Source organism: Antarcticimicrobium luteum (assembly GCF_004358185.1).
GTDB lineage: Bacteria > Pseudomonadota > Alphaproteobacteria > Rhodobacterales > Rhodobacteraceae > Antarcticimicrobium > Antarcticimicrobium luteum.
This window is the reverse complement of the sequence record NZ_SMUV01000059.1, coordinates 56399-76909: the sequence shown is the minus strand read 5'-3', so window position 1 is coordinate 76909 and position 20511 is coordinate 56399. Positions and strand designations below refer to the sequence as shown.

General features: G+C 65.6%; 18 protein-coding genes. 10 read left to right on the top strand and 8 right to left on the bottom strand.

Translation table 11 applies throughout. The features are described from left to right. Window positions 1–152 precede the first annotated feature (152 nt). The 3 genes from E1832_RS07800 to E1832_RS07790 all read left to right on the top strand — a co-directional run bounded on the left by E1832_RS07800 (window position 153) and on the right by E1832_RS07790 (window position 2377). Window positions 153–698, top strand: a complete 546-nt coding sequence (locus E1832_RS07800; RefSeq protein WP_133359177.1) for an invasion associated locus B family protein — start codon at window positions 153–155, stop codon at window positions 696–698. 135 nt (window positions 699–833) lie between these two features. After that, entirely contained in the window at window positions 834–2033 is a 1200-nt protein-coding gene (rlmN, locus tag E1832_RS07795) for a dual-specificity RNA methyltransferase RlmN (protein WP_133359176.1), read from the top strand. Window positions 2034–2170: 137 nt separating this feature from the next. Further along, a complete protein-coding gene (locus E1832_RS07790; protein WP_133359175.1) occupies window positions 2171–2377 on the top strand; it encodes a hypothetical protein in 207 nt (68 codons plus the stop codon). Window positions 2378–2455: 78 nt separating this feature from the next. Here E1832_RS07790 and E1832_RS07785 read toward each other — a convergent pair whose 3' ends face one another. Then, window positions 2456–3301 (bottom strand): LOG family protein, encoded by an 846-nt coding sequence (locus tag E1832_RS07785; RefSeq protein WP_133359174.1) that lies wholly within the window; start codon window positions 3299–3301, stop codon window positions 2456–2458. A gap of 97 nt (window positions 3302–3398) precedes the next feature. Further along, window positions 3399–4370, bottom strand: a complete 972-nt coding sequence (locus E1832_RS23105; RefSeq protein ID WP_280960204.1) for a calcium-binding protein — start codon at window positions 4368–4370, stop codon at window positions 3399–3401. Window positions 4371–4592: 222 nt separating this feature from the next. Here E1832_RS23105 and E1832_RS07775 point away from each other — a divergent pair, with 222 nt between their 5' ends. Next, window positions 4593–5510: a threonine/serine dehydratase gene (locus tag E1832_RS07775; RefSeq protein WP_133359172.1), complete on the top strand. Its 918-nt coding sequence runs from the start codon at window positions 4593–4595 to the stop codon at window positions 5508–5510. A 47-nt stretch (window positions 5511–5557) separates the two neighbouring features. Here the strand turns inward: E1832_RS07775 and E1832_RS07770 are convergent, their stop codons facing one another. Then, complete coding sequence (locus E1832_RS07770; RefSeq protein ID WP_133359171.1) at window positions 5558–5953, bottom strand: VOC family protein; 396 nt, start codon at window positions 5951–5953, stop codon at window positions 5558–5560. A 91-nt stretch (window positions 5954–6044) separates the two neighbouring features. Between E1832_RS07770 and dapD the strand changes: the two genes are divergently transcribed. Beyond that, complete coding sequence (gene dapD, locus E1832_RS07765; RefSeq protein ID WP_133359170.1) at window positions 6045–6872, top strand: 2,3,4,5-tetrahydropyridine-2,6-dicarboxylate N-succinyltransferase; 828 nt, start codon at window positions 6045–6047, stop codon at window positions 6870–6872. Between the two features lie 120 nt (window positions 6873–6992). Here dapD and E1832_RS07760 read toward each other — a convergent pair whose 3' ends face one another. Next, window positions 6993–8561 carry a choice-of-anchor L domain-containing protein gene (locus tag E1832_RS07760; protein ID WP_133359169.1) on the bottom strand — a complete coding sequence of 523 codons (1569 nt, stop codon included), beginning with the start codon at window positions 8559–8561 and terminating at the stop codon, window positions 6993–6995. Window positions 8562–8740: 179 nt separating this feature from the next. On the opposite strand from E1832_RS07760, the gene E1832_RS07755 reads away from it, so the two are divergent. Continuing rightward, on the top strand, window positions 8741–9100 hold the full coding sequence (locus tag E1832_RS07755) for a hypothetical protein (RefSeq protein WP_133359168.1): 360 nt from the start codon (window positions 8741–8743) through the stop codon (window positions 9098–9100). A 30-nt stretch (window positions 9101–9130) separates the two neighbouring features. Here E1832_RS07755 and E1832_RS07750 read toward each other — a convergent pair whose 3' ends face one another. Further along, window positions 9131–10186, bottom strand: coding sequence for a transporter substrate-binding domain-containing protein (locus tag E1832_RS07750; RefSeq protein ID WP_133359167.1), 1056 nt, complete (start codon window positions 10184–10186; stop codon window positions 9131–9133). Window positions 10187–10329: 143 nt separating this feature from the next. Here E1832_RS07750 and dapE point away from each other — a divergent pair, with 143 nt between their 5' ends. From dapE to E1832_RS07730, 4 genes are all read left to right on the top strand, one after another. Continuing rightward, complete coding sequence (dapE, locus tag E1832_RS07745; protein ID WP_133359166.1) at window positions 10330–11475, top strand: succinyl-diaminopimelate desuccinylase; 1146 nt, start codon at window positions 10330–10332, stop codon at window positions 11473–11475. A gap of 10 nt (window positions 11476–11485) precedes the next feature. Then, on the top strand, window positions 11486–12055 hold the full coding sequence (locus E1832_RS07740; RefSeq protein WP_133359165.1) for a TIGR04282 family arsenosugar biosynthesis glycosyltransferase: 570 nt from the start codon (window positions 11486–11488) through the stop codon (window positions 12053–12055). Between the two features lie 175 nt (window positions 12056–12230). Next, the gene (gene rnr / locus E1832_RS07735) at window positions 12231–14486 is read left to right on the top strand and encodes a ribonuclease R (RefSeq protein WP_133359164.1); all 2256 of its coding nucleotides are present in this window, start codon (window positions 12231–12233) and stop codon (window positions 14484–14486) included. Window positions 14487–14594: 108 nt separating this feature from the next. Continuing rightward, window positions 14595–15929, top strand: coding sequence for a lytic murein transglycosylase (locus E1832_RS07730; protein ID WP_133359163.1), 1335 nt, complete (start codon window positions 14595–14597; stop codon window positions 15927–15929). Window positions 15930–16280: 351 nt separating this feature from the next. Here E1832_RS07730 and E1832_RS07725 read toward each other — a convergent pair whose 3' ends face one another. The 3 genes from E1832_RS07725 to E1832_RS07715 form a co-directional block, all read right to left on the bottom strand. Continuing rightward, on the bottom strand, window positions 16281–17459 hold the full coding sequence (locus tag E1832_RS07725) for an ABC transporter permease (RefSeq protein WP_133359162.1): 1179 nt from the start codon (window positions 17457–17459) through the stop codon (window positions 16281–16283). A gap of 76 nt (window positions 17460–17535) precedes the next feature. Further along, window positions 17536–19188 (bottom strand): ABC transporter permease, encoded by a 1653-nt coding sequence (locus tag E1832_RS07720; RefSeq protein WP_133359161.1) that lies wholly within the window; start codon window positions 19186–19188, stop codon window positions 17536–17538. Window positions 19189–19374: 186 nt separating this feature from the next. Next, on the bottom strand, window positions 19375–20481 hold the full coding sequence (locus tag E1832_RS07715) for an extracellular solute-binding protein (RefSeq protein WP_133359160.1): 1107 nt from the start codon (window positions 20479–20481) through the stop codon (window positions 19375–19377). Between the last annotated feature and the right edge of the window lie 30 nt (window positions 20482–20511).

Below are 20511 nucleotides of genomic sequence, written 5' to 3'. Positions count from 1 at the left end.
ATTTCCCGCCAATCGCCCTTTCGTCTGTGGCGCAAGTTACGTTACTGTGGCTATGTCGGCAAGCGACGGGTGCGCGACGGGACAGACGGCCAGACAAGGCCGCGTGCGCCCCTGAGAAATTGAGGTAGAGGACAGTCTAGGAGGCTGGACAGATGGGATTGAAACACGTCCGCGCGCTGGCGGGCCTGTGCATGGCCGGGATGGCCGTAACCACCGCAGCACCCACCGCATTCGCGCAGGAAGAAAGCACCAATCGCGTCGCCGCTGAGACCGATTGGAGCGTCTTTGTCGAGAACGACCCCAAGGAGTGCTGGAGCGTCTCGGCCCCCAAGGAGACGGTGAACACCCGCGACGGGCGCGTTGTGGCGGTGCGGCGTGGCGACATCCTGCTCTTTGTGTTCTTCCGGCCGGGCGCCGGAGTGGCGGGACAGGTCACCTTTACCGGCGGCTATCCCTTTGCCGACGGCTCGACCGTGAACCTCGCGATCGGCGACACCGAGTTCGAGCTGTTCACCGAGGGCGAATGGGCCTGGCCGGCGACAGAGGCCGACGATGCCAAGATCATCACCTCTATGAAACGGGGCGCCTCGGCGATCCTGTCCGCGCGGTCCTCCCGTGGCACCCAGACCAAGGATACCTTCTCGCTGCTGGGCTTTACCGCCGCGCTCGAGGATGCGGAGAAACGCTGCGCCAACTGATCCGGCGCGCCGGGCCTTCGATGCGGGTTCCGAGACAGGCCGCACCCCACCCGGGTGCGGCTGAATCCTTTTGAAATCGGCGCAAAAGCCTATATAGGGGCCATTCTGCACCGAAAACCGCGAAAGCCGCCGCCCATGTCCGCCCCCGACCCCGCGTCCGCACCGATCACCCAGGATGTCATGACGATCCCCCGCAAGCTGCCGGAGGGGCCGGTGAACCTTGTCGGACTGACCCGCGAGCAGATGCGCGCGGCGCTGATCGCGGCGGGCACGCCCGAGAAACAGGCCAGGATGCGGGCCGGGCAGATCTGGCAGTGGATCTATCAATGGGGTGTGCGCGACTTCGCGCAGATGACCAATCTGGCCAAACCCTATCGCGCGCTGCTGGCGGATCATTTCATCATCGAGATCCCCGAGGTGGTGAGCCGCCAGGTCAGCAGCGACGGCACCCGCAAATACCTTGTCCGCATCGCCGGCGGCCATGAGGTCGAGGTGGTCTATATCCCCGAAGAGGATCGCGGCACGCTCTGCGTTTCGTCGCAGGTGGGCTGCACGTTGACCTGTTCGTTCTGCCACACCGGCACCCAGAAGCTGGTGCGCAACCTGACTGCGGGCGAGATCATCGGCCAGGTGATGATGGCGCGCGACGATCTGGGCGAATGGCCGGTGCCCGGCGCGCCAAAGGACGAAACCCGCCTCTTGTCCAACATCGTGCTGATGGGCATGGGCGAACCGCTGTATAATTTCGAGAACGTGCGCGACGCGATGAAGATCGCTATGGACCCCGAGGGCATCCAGCTGTCGCGCCGGCGGATCACCCTGTCCACCTCCGGCGTGGTGCCCGAGATCGCCCGCACCGCCGAAGAGATCGGTTGTCAGCTGGCAATTTCCTTTCACGCCACCACCGATGAGGTGCGCGACGTTCTGGTGCCGATCAACAAACGCTGGAACATCGAGGCGCTGCTGGCGGCACTGGCCAGCTATCCCAAGGTGTCGAATTCCGAGCGCATCACCTTTGAATACGTGATGCTGAACGGGGTGAACGACAGCGACGCAGATGCCCATCGGCTGATCAAACTGATCCGCGACCACAACATTCCGGCCAAGATCAACCTGATCCCGTTCAACGAATGGCCCGGCGCCCCCTACAAGCGGTCGTCGAACAACCGCATCCGCGCCTTTGCCGACATCATCTACAAGGCCGGCTATGCCAGCCCGATCCGCACCCCGCGCGGCGAGGACATCATGGCCGCCTGCGGCCAGTTGAAATCGGCGACCGAGCGCGCCCGCAAGTCGCGCAAACAGATCCAGGCCGAGGCCGGGCTCGGGGGCTGAGCAACGGCGATCGTTGACGCAACGGCGACAATTCCGCGCTCTGCCGCCAAATTTCCACAATTCCGGTGCAAATAAGCCGCCATCAACAATCAGTTTCCAATCTGTAGACAACATAACGAGTGCAGAAGGAAACAACGATGGCACAGGTGATTTGCCGCAACGCGGTCGAGGCCCCGATTTTGAATTTGCTGATGCGTGAGCGTGCGATGGCGGTCAGCGCCCGGGAATGGCATTTCCGGCTGGCCGGTTATGGCTACGCGATCAAGGATGTGGCCGGCGCGCAGGTGGTGACGAAACTGCCGCAGAACACCGAACTTGGTGTGCTTCCGGTGCAGATCCACTGAAACAGACCGCCCCCCGCAGGGGGGCGTTGTCGCGTTCAGTAGACATTTCCGCAGACAGTTGGTTGATCAGTTCCGGACCTACTCCCGTCCGGGGACCACGTCGCGCGGCGGTGCCGGTTCCCAGTTTTCGATGATCTCCACCGCCTCTTCGGCGCTGTCGACGAACCGAAACAGCGTCAGATCCTCGTCCGAGATGGTTCCGGCATCGGCCAGCGCCTGCCAGTTGATCACCTTCTCCCAGAACGCCCGACCGAACAGCAGGAATGGCACCCGCTTCATCCGCCCGGTCTGGATCAGGGTCAGCGATTCGAACATCTCGTCCATGGTGCCGAAGCCGCCGGGGAAGACCCCGATGGCGCGGGCGCGCATCAGGAAATGCATCTTGCGGATCGCAAAATAGTGGAAGTTGAAGCTGAGTTCGGGCGTCACATACTTGTTCGGCGCCTGCTCATGCGGCAGCACGATGCTGAGGCCGAGCGAGATGCCCCCCGCCTCATGCGCGCCGCGATTGCCCGCCTCCATCACCCCCGGGCCGCCGCCGGTGGCGATCACATATTCGCGGTTCCCGCACGCCAGCGCCTTGACGGTCATCAGCCGCGAAAACTCGCGCGCCACCTCGTAGAAAGAGGACAGCTCCGCCAGGGTTTCGGTGCGCGCGTTGTGCTTGTGCACCGGATCGGGGATGCGCGCGCCGCCGAACAGAACGATGGTGCTCTCGATCCGGCGATCTTCCAGCAAGAGCTGCGGTTTCAGCAGTTCGAGCTGCAGACGCACCGGGCGCAGCTCATCGCGGCACATGAATTCTTCGTCGGAAAAGGCCAGCCGGTACGAGGGCGACCGGCTTTGCGGGGTGTCGGGAACCCCCCGCGCGGTGGTCTGGTCGAATTGGGCATCGCGGAAAACGCTAAGACGCTCGTCTGTCATGAAACTGGCCCTGAACAATTCTTCGGGCCAGCCTTATCGCGTTCGCACGGTCGTGGCCAGACGCCCCGGCGCAATCGCCAGGGCACGCCGTTCCGGGCTAGGCGAAATCGAACCCGTCGGGCAGGATCAGCCAGGTCGGCTTGCCGCCAAAGGTGTCCATACCCTCCAGCGCGATGCCCAGATCGGCCACGCCGTCGCCGTTGTTGTCGACCTCGACGATGCCGTTTTCCATCCGCACCTCGTAAACGCCCGCCTCACCGCTGAAGGCGGCATCGCGGATATAGCGGATCTCGTCGAACTCGAAAAAGAAGAACGCCTGATCCGAGGTCAGATCGACCTTGTCGCCCCCCTTGCGGTCGAAGTCCGTCACCGTGGCGCCATAGCGGCCCTCGTCGAAATAGCCCACCTCGAACTTGTCCTTGCCGGCGCCGCCGGTCCAGGTATCGGTGCCCAGGGTATCCTCGGCGCGAAACACGTCGCGGCCGCGGCCCCCGACAATAACATCGTCGCCCGCAAGTCCCTTGAGGTCGTCATCGCCGTTGCCGCCGAACAGCTTGTCATCGCCGTTGAAGCCCACCAGCGTGTCATCGCCGCCTTGCCCGAACAACTTGTCGTTGCCATCGTAGCCGGCGACATAGTCGATGCCACGGCCGGCCTTGATCACGTCATTGCCGCTCGACGACGCGAAATAGTTGTCATCGCTCGACAGCGACCCTTTCAGCCCCTTCAGGGCCAGTTCGTCCCAGATCACGCCGGAATAGGTCTGACCGAAAAAATCGGACAGGTTGACCTTGCCCTTGGACAGGATGGTCGCAGCCAGCTCGCCGTCCTTGAAGATGTCGGTCTGCTCGATCTTGCCTTTCCACCCGCTCGCGGTCTTGCTGAACGTCCCGGTAAAGGTGATGTCCACTGACATCTCGAAATCATCGGAACCGAAGACCGGCTCGGTATAGATGGTTTCCAGCGTGAATGTGGTCGCCGTCTTGCCGCCCGGATCCGCGTCGCTCCAGGTGGTCGCGTCGATCGGCAGCCGGTTCGACGTGACCTGATGAATCGGGTTTTCCCGCAATCCGCCGTCTCCGGCGTTAAAGTTAATAAGTCTTGCCCTGGCCATGGAGCCCCCTGATTCCTAAAAGCATGACGGTCTTTGAATGCCGCAAATGAACCCCCTCCGCGCGAAAAAATCAAACGATATCTCCTGTAGGTGTCGCGGCCTTCCGACCCGGCCGTTGCCCTTCCCGGTCAAGGCCGGTTATCTGGAGCCATCTTGAATTCGGAAGGACAGGCAGTGGTGGATCGTCAGGATATCGACGCGGCGGCGGCGCGGATCGCCCCCCATGTGGTGCGCACCCCGGTGATGGAGGTCGCGGGCTTTGGCCTGCCATGGCCTGTCGAGATGAAACTGGAGCAGATCCAGCACACCGGCAGCTTCAAGGCGCGCGGCGCGTTCAACACGATGCTTTCCGGCAAGGTGCCCGACGCGGGGCTGGTCGCGGCCTCGGGCGGCAACCACGGCGCGGCGGTGGCCCATGCCGCCCGCGCGCTGGGACATCGCGCGGCGATCTTCGTTCCCGAGATCGCCGGTCCGGCCAAGATCGCGCTGATCGAACGCACCGGCGCCGACCTGCATGTGGTGGCCGGCGAATACGCCAACGCGCTCCAGGCCGCGCAGGCCTATGAGGCCGAGACCGGGGCGATGCAGATCCATGCCTATGATTCGCCCGCCACGGTGGCCGGTCAGGGCACCTGCCTGCGCGAGTGGGAGGAGCAGGGGCTGACCGCCGATACCGTGTTGATCGCGGTGGGCGGAGGCGGACTGATCGCCGGTGCGCTGGCCTGGCTGCGCGGCGCGCGCAAGGTGGTGGCGGTGGAGCCGGAAACCTCCTGCGCGCTGAACGCGGCGCTCATGGCCGGCGAGCCGGTGGATGTGGAGGTTTCCGGCATCGCCGCAAACGCGCTGGGGGCGCGGCGGATCGGCCGGATCTGCTTTGACCTGGCGCGGGAGTTCGAGGTGCAATCGGTTCTGGTGACCGACGACGCCATCGCCACCGCCCAGCGCGCCCTGTGGCAGGAACGGCGGCAGCTGGTGGAGCCGGCCGGCGCGGCGGCGCTGGCCGCGCTGATGTCGGGCGCCTATGTTCCGGCGCCGGGGGAACGGGTGGCCGTGCTGGTCTGCGGCGGCAATATCGCGCCCGATCCGCTGGGGTGATTGGCCCGGCCTCGCGGCCGGGCGCAATGGAGCAGGCGGACCGCCCGTTACAGATACCGCCCGCCGCGCTTGAGAACCTCGATCTGATAGCCGTCGGGGTCGGCGATAAAGAAAAACTCGGCAATCACCTCACCCGCGGGGGCAAAGGCCACGATGTCGCGCGGCGCGAGCCCTGCGGATTTGAGCCGCGCGTGCTCTGCCGCCAGATCCGCGACCGACACCGCCAGATGGCCATATCCGTCGCCCAGATCGTAGGGTTCGGTCCGGTCCTTGTTTACCGTCAGCTCCAGCTCGAACCCGGTCTCCTCGTTGCTGAGGTAGACCAGCGTGAAGCCGGGAAAATCCAGGCGGTCGGTGATCTTGAGACCAAAGGCGGTCTCGTAGAAGGCGACCGAACGCGCCTCGTCCAATACGCGGATCATGCTGTGGATGGCTTTGGCCATGGGTATCTCTCCTTGCCGGGGGTCTGATGGATTGTCGCCAGGCGGCGCGCCCGCTATAGGGCATGAAACCCGATCGGACGAGGAGAGAAAGATGTCCAACGCCCAACTGGAAGCCGCCATCGAATCCGCGTGGGAAAACCGCGATACCATCACCCCCTCGACCGGCGGCGAAACCCGCGAAGCCATCGAAGACACGCTGAACGCACTCGACAGCGGCACGCTCCGCGTGGCCGAGAAACAGGCCGACGGGTCGTGGCACGTGAACCAGTGGGCGAAAAAGGCCGTGCTGCTGGGCTTTCGCATCAAGGACATGGAAGTGCACGACAACGGCCCGCAGGGCTCGGGCTGGTGGGACAAGGTCGACAGCAAGTTCAAGGGCTGGGGCGAGGCCGAATGGAAATCCGCCGGGTTCCGCGCGGTGCCGAACTGCGTGGTGCGCAAATCGGCCTATATCGCGCCCGGCGTGGTGCTGATGCCCTCCTTCGTCAACCTCGGCGCCCATGTCGACGAGGGCACCATGGTGGATACCTGGGCCACCGTCGGCAGCTGCGCGCAGATCGGCAAGGGCGTGCACCTGTCGGGCGGCGTCGGCATCGGCGGCGTGCTGGAGCCGATGCAGGCCGGCCCGACGATCATCGAGGACAACTGCTTCATCGGCGCGCGGTCCGAGGTGGTCGAGGGCTGCATCGTGCGCGAGGGCTCGGTGCTGGGCATGGGTGTCTTCATCGGCAAATCGACCAAGATCGTCGACCGTGACACCGGCGAGGTGATGTATGGCGAGGTGCCGCCCTATTCGGTGGTGGTCGCCGGCTCGATGCCGTCAAAGAACGGCATCAACCTCTATTGCGCGGTGATCGTGAAGCGGGTGGACGCGCAGACCCGGTCCAAGACCGGCATCAACGAGTTGCTGCGCGACTGATCCTGCTTGGAGCCAAAGAAAAGGGCGGCCTCGACGATGAGGCCGCCCTTTTCTTTCCTGCCCGGAACAAGGCGCGCGGCGCCGCCACGCGGGTGCTTCCCCACCCGATACGCCCGGACCTCAGGCCTCCAGCAGTGCGCGGCTTTCAAAGCCCTTCAGCGAGGGGCGGGCCGCCGGGCCATATCCGAAATCCGCGGCCATGCCCGCATCCGGCATCAGGCGCAGAATTTCGTCCTGCGTTTCGGCATCGAAACTGCCGATGGTCTCCTGACCGGGATGATAGCTTTCGCTGTCCAGCCCGTTGCCGCGAATGATCTGGTGCCGGTCGAACATCACATGGACGTAGGTGACCGGGGCGCCGTCGCCGCGCAGGCGGATCGAGGCGCCGTTCACCAGATCCTTGGCCTTGACCAGAACCTCGCCCTCGCCGAACAGCAGCTCGGCCCGGGGCGAGCACATCAGCACCCGGTGGTTCTGCGACAGCTCGGCGGTTCCGTGATCGCCCAGCGCGCCCGCTTCGATTACCACCGGCGCGTCGCACCCGCTGGCCTGCCGTGTCGTCCGACCGCTCCACCGCACCGGCTGCGGGCCGTCGTCGCGGGTCATCACCATGTCACCGGGTTGCAGATCCTCGACCGCGACCATGCCGCCGGGCGTCTCGACCAGCGTGCCGGCCACCAGGCAGGGAACCGTGGTCATCTCGACAAAGGCGGTGTCGGTGTTCCCGTCGTCGTCCTCGACCTCATAGGTGAAAACGTTGGTCTCGGCATCGTCGTCGGTAAAGACGGTGACCGTGCCATCCGCGTTCAGCATCACCTGCTCGCCCGAGGGCAGGATGATGGTCTCGCCTGCCACGACATCCTGGCCGTTGATCTTGGTGATGGTCAGCGTCCCGCCGACCGAGCTTGAATCGTTTGCGAGCAGGTCGAACGTGCCGGATTCGCCCAGCACCTCGAGCTCGTCATCGCCGGCGATCAGCGCGGTCTGGATCGAGTCGCCGGCAATCAGCAGGTTGCTGTCGTAGATCGCATCGCCCGCGTCGGCGATGCCGATCTTGATCGTGTTTTCTTCGCCCGCGTTGACCGGCGCCTTCAGCGTCAGGGTCACCGTCAGCCCGTCCATCTCGGTATTGTAGAGGTCGAGCGATTTCGGGTTGTCGATATAGAGGTTCGAATTGCTCTCGTCGTTGATGTTGTCGATCGTGATGTCGCCGGAGCCGACCGTCAGTTCGGCCTGTACCCCGTTCACCCAGATCCCGACCGCGTCGTTGAAGCCGGAATCGACATATTCCAGATATTCCTCGGACGAAAAGGTCACCTGCATGGTCAGCGTATCGCCGTCCGGCACAAAGGTCGCCTCGAACACCGCGGCGTCATAGGTCTGATACCCGGCCAGATCGGTGAGATCGGAATCGCCCGGATCGTAGTTGTTGGTCGAGGTGGAGTTCGACGTGTTGGGATCACCGGACGAATTCGTCACATCCCGGGCCTCGCCGGTGGAGAGGATGACACCGGAGTCCGAGGGCGTCAGGTCCGGCGCGACCGTATCGCCGTTCGTGTAGATACCCGAGGCATCCGAATCGCCGGTATAGCTGGCCGAGGTGATGCTGATCCCGCTGCCGAACATGGCCTCTGCCATGTCCATCGCGGAGGCGGACGTGTCGATAGAAAGTTCGGACGCTGTAGCCATTACTGTGCCTCAAAATCTATTGGCGGCAACTTTTCGCTGCCTTTTCTTATGCTGAAGTCATGAAAAAAGAATTGGGCGAAAATGTGCAGTTTTTCCCGAATTTGCAGCTTTTTTCAAAATTGTTGCACCCGAACGGCCACGCTTGACCACGCCGGGACATTGCGGATATGGCCCGAAGGATGACACGCAAGGACAAACCCTCCCGTCAGCAGGTCTATACGCTGCTGGTCCAGATCGGCCGCAAATCCGGCGACGGCCTGCCCGAAGGCGCCACCGGTGCCGCGCTGATGTGCTTTGCCTCCGGCGTGGACGAGGCCGAGGCGGTGCGTGAGACCGTGGCGATCCTGAAACAGGCCGATACCGCCCCGCTCGATGTCACCGGCTACGGCACGCTGGAAGAGCGGCTCGAGGCCGGCCATGAAATCGACGGCGAGGAACGCGGGCTGATGCAGCGGGCGCTGGACGAGAACGCCGTGATCGTGGCGCAGATGACGCCCTTTTTCGGTGACGCCCCTGAGCCCGAGGACATCCTGCACTAACGCGCGGCGACCCGTGCCGCCGGCCGCGCCTCAGTTCCGAACCCCGAACCACTTGCGGTAGATCCGGTCATAGGTGCCGTCCTCGCGCAGGGCCAGAAGCGCCTGATTGACATCTTCGACCAATGCGCTGCCGGTGGGAAAGGCGATGCCGTAATTCTCGCGCAGGAATACCGGCCCGGCCAGGCGCGCCACCTCGCGCCCGCCGTGATTGGCATAGTAGGACAGGATCGGCGCGTCGAAGACGACCACATCGGCCCTCCCCTCCTCGAACGCGCGCAGCATCGGCTGCAACCCGTCATAGGCGTCATACCCCACCTCGCGCCGGTCCAGGAACCCGGCGGCCGTGGATCCCGCGATGGTCACCACCCGCTTGCCGTAAAGGTCATTGACCGAGTTGACCGACCCGCTGATCGCCTGAACCGTCATCACCGAGGTGATCTTGGCGACAAACACAGAGACTATGAACAGCGAGGAAATCACCAGGATCACGCCGAAAAGACGCCCCAGGATGGTGCGCGGCACCCTCTCCTCGAAGCCGCCGTTGACCACCAGGTTCAGCGCCCACCAGAACGAGGGGAACCAGGCCTCGTGCACGGGGCGGTCGAAATAGGGCTGCGCGCGGCGTTCGAACAGCCACATCAGCATGCCGCCGCCCAGCAGCATCACAAACGCCGCGACGATCGCGAGCAGCAGGTCGCGCGACAGCACCGAGCGCCATATCGACGCCCCCCGGGCCGAGTCGGCATGCACCATCATCTGCAACCCGGCCTCGAAAATCGGCTGGCTGAAATCCATGATACCTTCGCGCGCGGCGGTGATCGAGATATTGGCCATCGCCAGATCGGCCCTGCCATCGGTCACAGCGCTCAGCATGTCGGAGAACTGGTCCACCCGCTCGACGCGGTGGTCCCACTGCAACGCCTCGGACAGGGCGGCCAGCAGATCCATCGAGAAACCGTTCTCCTTGCCGCCCTCGACCATCGAGAACGGCGGGCGGGTGACCGTGGCCACGGTCAGGGTCTGGGCCGCGGCACAATGCGCCCACAGCCCCAATCCCACCAAGAAAGCAGCAATAAATCTTGTCATCTGTCCCCGGTTTTTCCCGTTGCTTAAGCACAAACCGGCGGTGCGGCAAGCCGTCGGTGGCCCGGAATCCGCCCGGGGTTGGCTTTGCCGGCGTTTCAGCCCAATTTGACGCCGCCCGCGACAGACCTGCAAAGGATAAAACCATGCCCAAGACCGACCCCGCCCGCCTGACCGCCGACCTGATCCGCTGCCCCTCGGTTACGCCCGAGGAGGGCGGCGCGCTGGTGCTGCTGGAGGAGCGGCTGAGCGCGGCCGGTTTCACCTGTGCCCGCGCCGATCGCGGCGGGGTGGCCAACCTTTTTGCCCGCTGGGGCGACAAGGGGCATGTGCGGACATTCGGCTTCAACGGTCATACCGATGTGGTGCCGGTGGGCGACGCGGCCGCCTGGACGGTGCCGCCCTTCGGCGCGGTCGAGAAGGACGGTGTGCTCTACGGACGCGGCGCCACCGACATGAAATCCGGCGTCGCCGCCTTTGCCGCCGCCGCCATCGACCTGGTCACCGACACCCCGCCCGACGGCGCGGTGGTCCTGGCCATCACCGGCGACGAGGAGGGCGATGCGGTCGACGGCACCGTGGCGCTGCTCGATTACATGGCGCAGGCGGGCGAGGCGATGTCGGTCTGTCTGGTGGGCGAACCCACCTGCCCCGAGACCATGGGCGAGATGATCAAGATCGGCCGGCGCGGCTCGATGACCGCATGGTTCACGGTGGTGGGGGTGCAGGGGCATTCGGCCTATCCGCACCGGGCGCGCAACCCACTGCCGGCGATGGCGCGGCTGATGGACCGGCTGGCCAGCCATGAGCTGGACCGGGGCACCGCGCACTTCGATCCCTCGACGCTGGCGGTGGTGACCATCGACACCGGCAACACCGCGACCAACGTGATCCCCGCCCAGTGCAGCGGCGCGGTGAACATCCGCTTCAACGATACCCATACCGGCGCCGCGCTGACCGACTGGCTGCGCGCCGAGGCCGACCGGGTGGCCGAAGACTTTGGCGTGGCGGTGGAAATGCGGGTGAAGATCTCCGGCGAAAGCTTCCTCACCCCGCCGGGGCCGCTGTCCGATCTGGTCTCGGCGGCGGTGCAGGCCGAGACCGGCGTGACACCGGTGCTGTCGACAACGGGGGGCACCTCGGACGCGCGGTTCATCAAGGATCACTGCCCGGTGGTGGAATTCGGGTTGGTCGGCAAGACCATGCACCAGGTCGATGAGAACGTGCCGGTCGATCAGATCCACCAGCTCAAGGCGATCTATACCCGCATCCTCAGGGACTATTTCGCCTGAGGCCGGGCCCATGCGCCGCACGCTGATCGTGATGGTCAAGGAACCGCGCCCGGGACGGGTGAAAACCCGGCTGGGGCGCGAGATCGGGGCGGTTCCGGCCGCCTGGTGGTACCGGCATCAATGCGCGCGGCTGCTCAGGCGTTTGCACGACCCGCGCTGGCAAATTCTGCTGGCGGTGGCGCCGGACCGGGCGGTGCGCTCGGCCCTGTGGCCATCGGACCTGCCGCGGGTTTCGCAGGGCAGCGGCGATCTGGGCCGGCGGATGCTGCGGCTGCTGCAACGGCCCGGCGGCCCGGTTTGCCTGATCGGCTCCGACATTCCCGGCGTCACCCCCGCCCATATCGCCCGCGCCTTCGCGCTTCTGGGCTCGCACGACGCGGTTTTCGCCCCGGCCGCGGACGGCGGTTTCTGGCTGGTCGGCGCCACCCATCCCGGCCGCCTGCCCCGGACGCTCTTTGACGGCGCGCGCTGGTCCACCGAACACGCGCTTGGCGACAGTATCGCCACCCTGTCCGGATACCGCATCGCGCTGGCCGATACGCTTCATGACGTGGATACCGCCGCCGATCTGCGCCGGTAGGCCGTTCTCCGGCCCGCAAATGGCGCATGTCCGGGCACCGGGAACAGCCCGCCCGGACCGCCGGACTCCGGTCTGGAGCTTCGGTCCGATTTTGTGCCGGGATCCGCCGGCGGCCCGTCGGGATCCGGTCGCTTTTCGCCATGACGCCGCCCCCGTGGCGTGCTAGGGCAAAACCATGACGCGCATTCCCTCCAGACAGGAAATCCTCGACTGGATTTCCGCCCACCCCACCCAATCGTCGAAACGCGATATCGCCAAGGCGTTCGGGATCAAGGGGGCCGACCGGATCGACCTGAAACGGGTTCTGAAAGAGCTCGAATCCGAGGGGCATCTGGAAAAGCGCAAGAAGACCTACCGCGACGCGGACAGCCTGCCGCCCGTCACCGTGCTTCAGGTCAAAGCACCGAATGCCGATGGCGACCTTTTCGCGCGCCCGCTGGAATGGCACGGCGAGGGGGTGGAGCCGATCGTTCTGGTCGTGCCCCGCGCCTCTGACCCGGCTCTGGGCGAGGGGGACCGCATCCTGGCCCGCATGACCCTGGTGCATGAAGAGGATCACAATTACGAGGCGCGGCTGATCCGCCGCATCGGCACCAATCCCAAGCGCGTCCTGGGAATTTTCCGCAAGGGGGCCGAGGGCGGCCGGATCGTGCCGATCGACAAGGGCACCAGCACCGAATGGAACGTCCCCGAAGACGCCCGCCATGGGGCGAAGGACGGCGAGCTGGTCGAGGCCGAGCAATCCGGGCCCAAGGGCCGCATGGGCCTGCCGCGCGCCCGCATCGTCGAGCGGCTGGGCGACCCCAGCGCGCCCAAGGCGGTGTCGCTGATCGCAATCCACCAGCACGGCATTCCCGATGCCTTTCCCGACGAGGTGATCGCCGAGGCCGACGCCTGCAAGCCGGTCGGGCTGAACGGGCGCGAGGATCTGCGCGATCTGCCGCTGATCACCATCGACCCGGTCGATGCGCGCGACCGCGACGATGCCTGTCTTGCCCTGCCCGATGACGACCCCAAGAATCCCGGCGGCTTTGTGATCTGGGTCGCCATCGCCGATGTGGCCGCCTTTGTGCGCCCCGGCAGCGCGCTGGACCGCGAGGCGCGCAAGCGCGGCAACTCCTCCTATTTCCCCGACCGTGTGGTGCCGATGCTGCCCGACCGGCTGTCGGGCGATCTGTGCTCGCTGCACGAGAACGTGCCGCGCGCCTGCGTCGCCGTGCGGATGCAGATCACCCCCGAGGGGCGCGAGATCGGCCACAAGTTCGTGCGCGGGCTGATGCGTTCCGCCGCCGCGTTGACCTATGCCGAGGTGCAGGAGGCCGTCGACGGCAACCCCAATGAGCGCACCGAGGCGCTGGTCGAGCCGGTTCTGAAACCGCTCTACGCCGCCTATCACGCGCTGCGGAAGGCGCGCGAGCACCGCCAGCCGCTCGACCTGGACCTGCCCGAACGGCGCATCGTGCTGTCCGAGGACGGCAAGGTGGAGTCGGTCAATTTCCGCGACCGGCTGGACGCACACCGGCTGATCGAGGAATTCATGATCCTCGCCAACGTGGCCGCTGCGGAAACGCTCAACGCCAAGCGCTCGCCGCTGTTGTTCCGGGTGCACGAGGAACCCAGCCCCGAGAAGCTCGAGGCGCTGCGAGAGACCGCGCAGGCGGCAGGCTATACGCTGGCCAAGGGGCAGGTGCTGCAAACCCGGCACCTGAACGCGCTGCTGGACCAGGCCGCCGGCAGCGACGACGCGGAACTGATCAACCTGTCGACCCTGCGGTCGATGACGCAGGCCTATTACAGCCCCGAGAACTTTGGCCATTTCGGGCTGGCGCTGGCGCATTACGCGCATTTCACCTCGCCGATCCGGCGTTATGCCGACCTGATCGTGCACCGGGCGCTGATCGCCGCGCATCGCTGGGGCGACGACGGGCTGACCGCGGACGAGATCGAGCGGCTGCAACAGACCGCCGAACATATCTCCGAGACCGAGCGCCGTTCGATGATGGCCGAGCGCGACACCACCGACCGCTATCTGGCGGCCTATCTCAGCGAGCGGGTGGGCAATGAGTTCACCGGGCGCATCAGCGGAATCGCCCGCTTTGGCGCCTTTGTGAAACTGGACGAGACCGGCGCCGACGGGCTGATCCCGATCCGCACGCTGGGGCGGGAGTATTTCCATTTCGACCGCGAGGCCGGCACGCTGATGGGCTCGGACACCGGGCTGACCATTGCCATCGGCCAGCGGGTCACCGTCCGCCTGGTCGAGGCCGCCCCGGTCTCGGGCGGGCTTGAGCTGGAGCTTCTGTCGCTCGAGGACAAGGCGCTGCCGCGTGGCCCGACCGCCGGACGTGGCCGCACCACCCCGAAACGCAAGGCGGGGCAGGCCCGGAAGAAATCCGACAAGCTCAAACGCAAGCTGCGGCGGCCGCGCTGAGGCGACCGGCTCAAACCTGCCGTCGCCGCCCCCACCGCCACAGCCAGCTTTCGCGAAACCCGTTTTCGCGCTAGAATCGGCGTCGAGCAGTCGAACAGGACAATAAAAATGCGTGTTTGGTTATGTGCCGCGGGGCTGGCCCTGTTTGGGGCGGATTCCGTTTTGGCCGAGGCAGTTATGCGATCCTCCCACCCCGAGATCCGGCCCCCTGTGGCATCGGACACCGTGCAGCGGGCCAGTTCCTCGGTGCTGGTATCGCTGCGGCCCAGCCCGCGCCCCGTCCGCAGGGAGGCCGTTATGCCCACCGTGAACGAGCATGCCGCGAACGTCCGCTTTCAGAACTGGATCGGCGCGTTCAAGGATCGCGCGGCGGCGCAGGGCATCCGCCGCCACGTGCTCGACCGGGCCTTTGCCGGGGTGCAATACGACGCCGAGGTGATCCGCCGCGACCGCAACCAGTCGGAGTTCACCAAACCGATCTGGGAGTATCTGGAAAGCGCCGCCTCGGACAGCAGAATTGCCAATGGTCGCAAGGCCCTGGAGGACAACCGCGCGACACTGGAGGCGATCGAACGACGCTATGGTGTGGACAAGGAGGTCGTGCTGGCGATCTGGGGGCTGGAGTCCGCCTATGGCAGTCATCGCGGCAAGGACAACCTGGTGCGCTCGCTGGCGACGCTGTCCTTTGACGGGCGGCGGGCCAGGTTTTTCGAGAGCCAGCTCATCGCCGCGCTGCGCATCCTGCAAAGCGGCGACACCACGCCGCAGAACATGACCGGAAGCTGGGCCGGCGCGATGGGTCATACCCAGTTCATGCCGACCTCTTATCTGGAGTATGCGGTGGATTTCACCGGCGACGGGCGGCGCGACATCTGGTCGGATGACCCCACCGACGCACTGGCCTCGACCGCCGCCTATCTCAAGCGGTTCGGCTGGATCAAGGGGCAGCCCTGGGGGATCGAGGTGCGCCTGCCACCAGATTTTGATTTCAAACTGGCGCAGCGGCAGATCAAGAAGCCCGCCGCGGACTGGGCGAGGCTGGGGGTTCGGGACGTCGAGGGACGGTCGGTCCCCGACCATGGCGCGGCCGCGATCCTGCTGCCCGCCGGGGGGCATGGCGCGGCGTTCATGGTGTTCGACAATTTCCGGGTGATCGAACGCTACAACCCGGCGGATGCCTATGTGATCGGGGTGGGCCATCTGGCCGACCGGATCAGGGGTGGCGCGCCGGTGCAGGCCGAGTGGCCGCGCGGCGACCGGGTGCTGACCCTTGCCGAGCGCAAGGAGATGCAGCGGCTGCTGACCGCGAAGGGGTATCAGACCGCCGGGATCGACGGGCGGATCGGACCGAAGACGATGGCGGCGGTGCGCGCCTATCAGACGGCGAGCGGGTTGCTGCCGGACGGCTATGCCTCGCTCGACCTGCTGAAGCGGTTGCGGTAGGCGCGCGCGGGGCATTTACCCCGGGATCCGGCCCGAGTCGGGGCTGCATCTGCGCCACTCGCGCCGCCGGGTTGGGGTGTTTCGCGGCGATTGTGTACACTCTACCCACCCCCGCCCGGCCTTTGGCGCAGCGGAATGGGGGGTTTTTCCGCCCGAATGTACGAAACCGGCCATGCGCCCCGAGATCGCCGCACCAAAGGGTTAATCCACACGCGATCGTGACCCGCCCACCGGTCGCTTGCCGGCCTCTGCGGGGTGCGGCCTCGGGCGAGGATATTTGCGGTGAATGGAAAAGCGCGCGCCGCTCCCTGCCGGACCAGCGCGCGCCCTTCTTTGTCCGTGTATCCGGCGTCAGCCCGGGGACATCCCGCGCAGGCGTTCGGAGCGGCGGCGCAGCATCTCGACCACGGTGAGCAGGCAGATCGAGATGCCCACCAGGATCGTCGCCACCGCGAGGATCGTCGGGCTGATCTGTTCGCGCAGGCCCGTGAACATCTGCCAGGGCAGCGTCTTTTGCCCGGCCGAGCCGACGAAGAGCACCACGACCACCTCGTCGAAGGAGGTGATGAAGGCGAAGAGCCCGCCGGAGATCACGCCGGGCAGGATCAGCGGCATCTGCACCCGGAAGAAGGTGGTGACCGGATCCGCGCCCATGTTGGCCGCCGCCCGGGTCAGCGAACGGTCGAAGCCCACCAGCGTCGCGGTCACGGTGATGATGACAAAGGGAATTCCGAGCGCCGCATGGGCCAGCACCACGCCGAAATAGGTGCCCTGAAGCCCGATGCGCGAATAGAAGAAATACATCCCCGCCGCCGAGATGATCAGCGGCACGATCATCGGCGAGATCAGGATCGCCATGATCGGACGACGGAACGGCACATGTTCGGCGCTGAGCCCGATCGCGGCCAGGGTTCCGAAGCTGACCGACAGCAGGGTCGCCACCGGCGCGATCATCACCGAGTTGCGCAGCGCCTGCTGCCAATCGTCATTGGTGAAGAAATCGCGGTAGTGCTTGAGCGAGTAGCCGGCCGGGTCGAGCCGCAGCATCTCGGGGGTGAAGGTGAAGAAGTTCTCGGCGTTGAAGCTGAGCGGCATCACCACCAGGATCGGGGTGATGAGGAACACCAGGATCGCACCGCAGATCACCCGGAACGTGAAGTGCCACAGCACCTGACCCGGGGTCAGATAGGTCGGCAGCTTGGCCCGGTAGCGCCCCTCGTAGAGCCAGAAGGTGAACCAGCCGAAGAACCAGCCGAAGCCCGCGCCCAGGATCAGCCCGGGCGCGCCGCCGATCAGCCAGCCGCCGGCCACGAACAGCGCGGCCATCCCCCAGCGCGTCGCCTTTTCGCTTTCGATCACACGGGTGACGGCCAGTGCCAGCGCCGCCATCAGCGCCGCGCCGGCAACGATGCCCAGCAGGCCACTGCCCTGGGCGGTGCCGACGAAGAGCCCGGCAAGGGCGCCGGCGGCGGCGACCACCGGCACGTAGAAGGTGACGGGTGTGCGGTATATCGGGGTCAGTGCAGCCACGTCTCAGTCTCCCTTTCCGAAGGCGCCGGCCGAGGCGGCGGGGCGGGGGCAGGTTTCGATCTTGGTATTCATCGCGCTACCCCAGCTTCACGTTATCGATGCCGACGATCTTGTCGTAGACCCAGTAGAGCAGCATCACGACCGCCAGCAGGATCGAGCCGAGCGCGGCGGCCAGCCCCCAGTTGAGCGAGGACGAGATGTGATAGGCGATCCGGTTCGAGATGAATGTCCCGGTGGTGCCGCCGACAATCTCGGGCGTGATGTAATAGCCGATCGACAGGATGAAGACGAGGATCGAGCCCGCGCCGATCCCCGGCACGCTTTGCGGGAAATAGACCCGCCAGAAGGCGGTCCAGTTGGTCGCGCCCAGCGATTTTGCCGCCCGCAGATAGGTCGGCTGGATCGTCTGCATCACCGAATAGAGCGGCAGGATCATGAACGGCAGCAGGATATGCGTCATCGCCACGATGGTGCCGAACTGGTTGTTGATCATCACCAGGCGCGAATCGTCGGCCACGATGCCGAGCCAGACCAGCGTGTCGTTGATCACGCCCTGTTGTTGCAGCATCACCTTCCAGGCCGAGGTCCGCACCAGCAGCGAGGTCCAGAACGGCAGCAGCACCAGGATCATCAGCAGGTTGGCCGTGCGCGTCGGCAGGTTGGCCAGGATCCAGGCCACGGGATAGCCCAGCAGGATGCAGGACAGCGTGATCATGATCGACATGAAGATGGTCCGCTTGAACAGCATCATGTAGATCTGCTGGTTCTCGGGCCGCGCCTCGATGCCGTGGGGGGTTTTCTGCATGTCCACGGAGTTCAGGAAATAGCCGGCGGTATAATTCGGCGCAAAGGCCTTGATCGTGCCCCAGACCTCGGGGTCCAGCCAGTCCTTGTCGGCAGCGGCGAACTGTTCCGACAGGGTGACGGTTTCAAACCCGCCAACCGCGGCGGCGGCCTGGGCGATGCGGGCGTCGGCGGCGCCGCTGCCGCCGGTTGCAACCAGGTCGAGGTAGAGCGTGGTGAAGAGGACATCCTCGATATCCTCTTTCGCGGGATCGTCACCCTCGGACGCGAGGTAGGCGGTCCAGCGATCCCAGGCGCGGGCGGTCAGCGGCAGCGCGGCGCGGTTGCCGTTGTTTTGCATCATCGCCACCCAAGTCGCCGGTTCCGCCCAGCCCGGGTCGAGCGCGGTGATCTGGTCGGTATAGGTATCGGTGTCGAAGCGGCCGACGCGGCGGCCGGTCTTGCGGAACAGCGACGACACGCCGGTTTTCTCGTAGTTCAGGCGAGTGCCGAGTCGGGTGTGCAGTTTTTGCGCCTCGGCGAAGAAGAGATCGACGTAGAGTGCCGCGAACACCGGTTCGGCGGGCGGCGCGCCCGCCTCGGAATCCCAGTCGGCCAGTGCGACGACGGTTTCGGGCAGCGTTTCGGACACGATCTGGTTCTCGACCGAGCGGAACAGCATGTCGGCGATCGGCGCGATGAAGGTCAGCAGCACAAAGATCAGCAGCGGCGCGATCAGAGCCAGGGCGCGCATTTTCTGCCGCCTGAGGGCGCGGTTCAGGCTGCGTTTGAGCGGGGTGCCGTCGGCGGCCAGAACCGGGCCGTCGGCCGGACCGCCGGGAGCGTGCACCTGCTCCCGCGCGGCGTATGCGGCGGCCTCGTGCAGCGCGTCTTCGGGGGTGGGTGCGTCGGCCGTCTGGGGACCGGTGCTCTTGAGATCGCTCATGTCTGTGCCCTCCGCCACGATGATGGCGCTGCCGGCCGCGCGGCGTTCAAGTTCCGTGCCCCGGAGTATTCGGTCGGGGCGATTGTCCTGCGGGGATCAGTGCCGCCACTCTGGGCAGAGCCCCCCGGCAGAGCGGGGGGATGGGCCCGGCGTCCGGGCCCATCCGTCAATCGTTACGACAGGGCCTTACTTGGCCAGCCACGCCTGGAACTTGGCGTCGATGTCGTCGCGGTAGTCTGCCCAGAACTCGTAGTTATAGAGGAACGTGTTCTTGGCGTTGTTGGGGTCGGTCGGCATGTGCGGCGCCATCTCGATGCCCAGATCGGCATGTTGGCCAACCAGCGGCGCCGAGGAGGCACGGGCCGGGCCGTAGGAGATATACTTGGCCTGATCCGCCAGACGCTGGGTGTCGGTGGCGAACATCAGGAAGTCCTTGACCCTGGCCAGACGGTCGGCCGGCAGACCGGCGGGAATGATCCAGCCGTCCAGGTCGAACACCTGCGCGTCCCACAGCATGGCGACCGGCTGCTTCTGCTCTTCGATGACCGAGAACAGACGACCGTTGTAGGTCGAGCCCATCACCACTTCGCCATCGGCGAGCAGCTGCGGCGTGTCGGCGCCGGCGGACCACCAGATCACGTTGTCCTTGATGGTGCCGAGCTTGGCGAGGGCCTTTTCCTGCCCCTCGGGGGTGGCCAGCACGTCATAGACCTCGTCCTTGGCGACGCCATCGCAGAGCAGTGCCCACTCCATGTTGTTGATCGGACGCTTTTCCAGGGCGCGCTTGCCCGGGTAGGCCTCGAGGTCGAACACGTCGCAGATGTCATCCGGCGGGGTGTCGCCGACCAGGTCGGTGCGATAGCCGAAGGTGGTCGAATAGACGATCTGCGGGATGAAGCAGTCGGACACCAGCAGGTCGCCGAAATCATCCGCGGCCGAGGTGCCGTCGGGTGCCGCGGCCAGATCCTTGTCGGGGTCGATTTCCATCGCCAGGCCTTCGTCGCACAGGCGGATGGCATCGGCGGCGACCACATCGACCAGATCCCAGGTGACGTTGCCGGCCTCGTTCATGGCGCGCAGCTTGGCCACCGCCTCGTTCGAGCTTTCGTCCCACACGACCTTAACGTCGGGGTGCATTTCCATGTAGGGCGCGGAATAGGCGTTGACCTGGGATTTCTGGTAGGCACCGCCCCAGCTGACCAGGGTCATGTCATTGGCCATTTCCTCGGCCATCGCCATCGGGGCGAGCAGCGCCGTGCTGGCAGCCAGCGCAGCAATAAACTTGGTTTTCATGATATAAGACTCTCCTTGTGGTTTTCGCGT

Bases quoted from the DNA above. Each gene is read 5' to 3' on its own strand.
- E1832_RS07800 (WP_133359177.1), top strand. From the start codon at position 153: ATGGGATTGAAACACGTCCGCGCGCTGGCGGGCCTGTGCATGGCCGGG.
- rlmN (WP_133359176.1), top strand. From the start codon at position 834: ATGTCCGCCCCCGACCCCGCGTCCGCACCGATCACCCAGGATGTCATG.
- E1832_RS07790 (WP_133359175.1), top strand. From the start codon at position 2,171: ATGGCACAGGTGATTTGCCGCAACGCGGTCGAGGCCCCGATTTTGAAT.
- E1832_RS07785 (WP_133359174.1), bottom strand. From the start codon at position 3,301: ATGACAGACGAGCGTCTTAGCGTTTTCCGCGATGCCCAATTCGACCAG.
- E1832_RS07770 (WP_133359171.1), bottom strand. From the start codon at position 5,953: ATGGCCAAAGCCATCCACAGCATGATCCGCGTATTGGACGAGGCGCGT.
- dapD (WP_133359170.1), top strand. From the start codon at position 6,045: ATGTCCAACGCCCAACTGGAAGCCGCCATCGAATCCGCGTGGGAAAAC.
- E1832_RS07760 (WP_133359169.1), bottom strand. From the start codon at position 8,561: ATGGCTACAGCGTCCGAACTTTCTATCGACACGTCCGCCTCCGCGATG.
- E1832_RS07755 (WP_133359168.1), top strand. From the start codon at position 8,741: ATGACACGCAAGGACAAACCCTCCCGTCAGCAGGTCTATACGCTGCTG.
- E1832_RS07750 (WP_133359167.1), bottom strand. From the start codon at position 10,186: ATGACAAGATTTATTGCTGCTTTCTTGGTGGGATTGGGGCTGTGGGCG.
- dapE (WP_133359166.1), top strand. From the start codon at position 10,330: ATGCCCAAGACCGACCCCGCCCGCCTGACCGCCGACCTGATCCGCTGC.
- E1832_RS07740 (WP_133359165.1), top strand. From the start codon at position 11,486: ATGCGCCGCACGCTGATCGTGATGGTCAAGGAACCGCGCCCGGGACGG.
- rnr (WP_133359164.1), top strand. From the start codon at position 12,231: ATGACGCGCATTCCCTCCAGACAGGAAATCCTCGACTGGATTTCCGCC.
- E1832_RS07730 (WP_133359163.1), top strand. From the start codon at position 14,595: ATGCGTGTTTGGTTATGTGCCGCGGGGCTGGCCCTGTTTGGGGCGGAT.
- E1832_RS07720 (WP_133359161.1), bottom strand. From the start codon at position 19,188: ATGAGCGATCTCAAGAGCACCGGTCCCCAGACGGCCGACGCACCCACC.
- E1832_RS07715 (WP_133359160.1), bottom strand. From the start codon at position 20,481: ATGAAAACCAAGTTTATTGCTGCGCTGGCTGCCAGCACGGCGCTGCTC.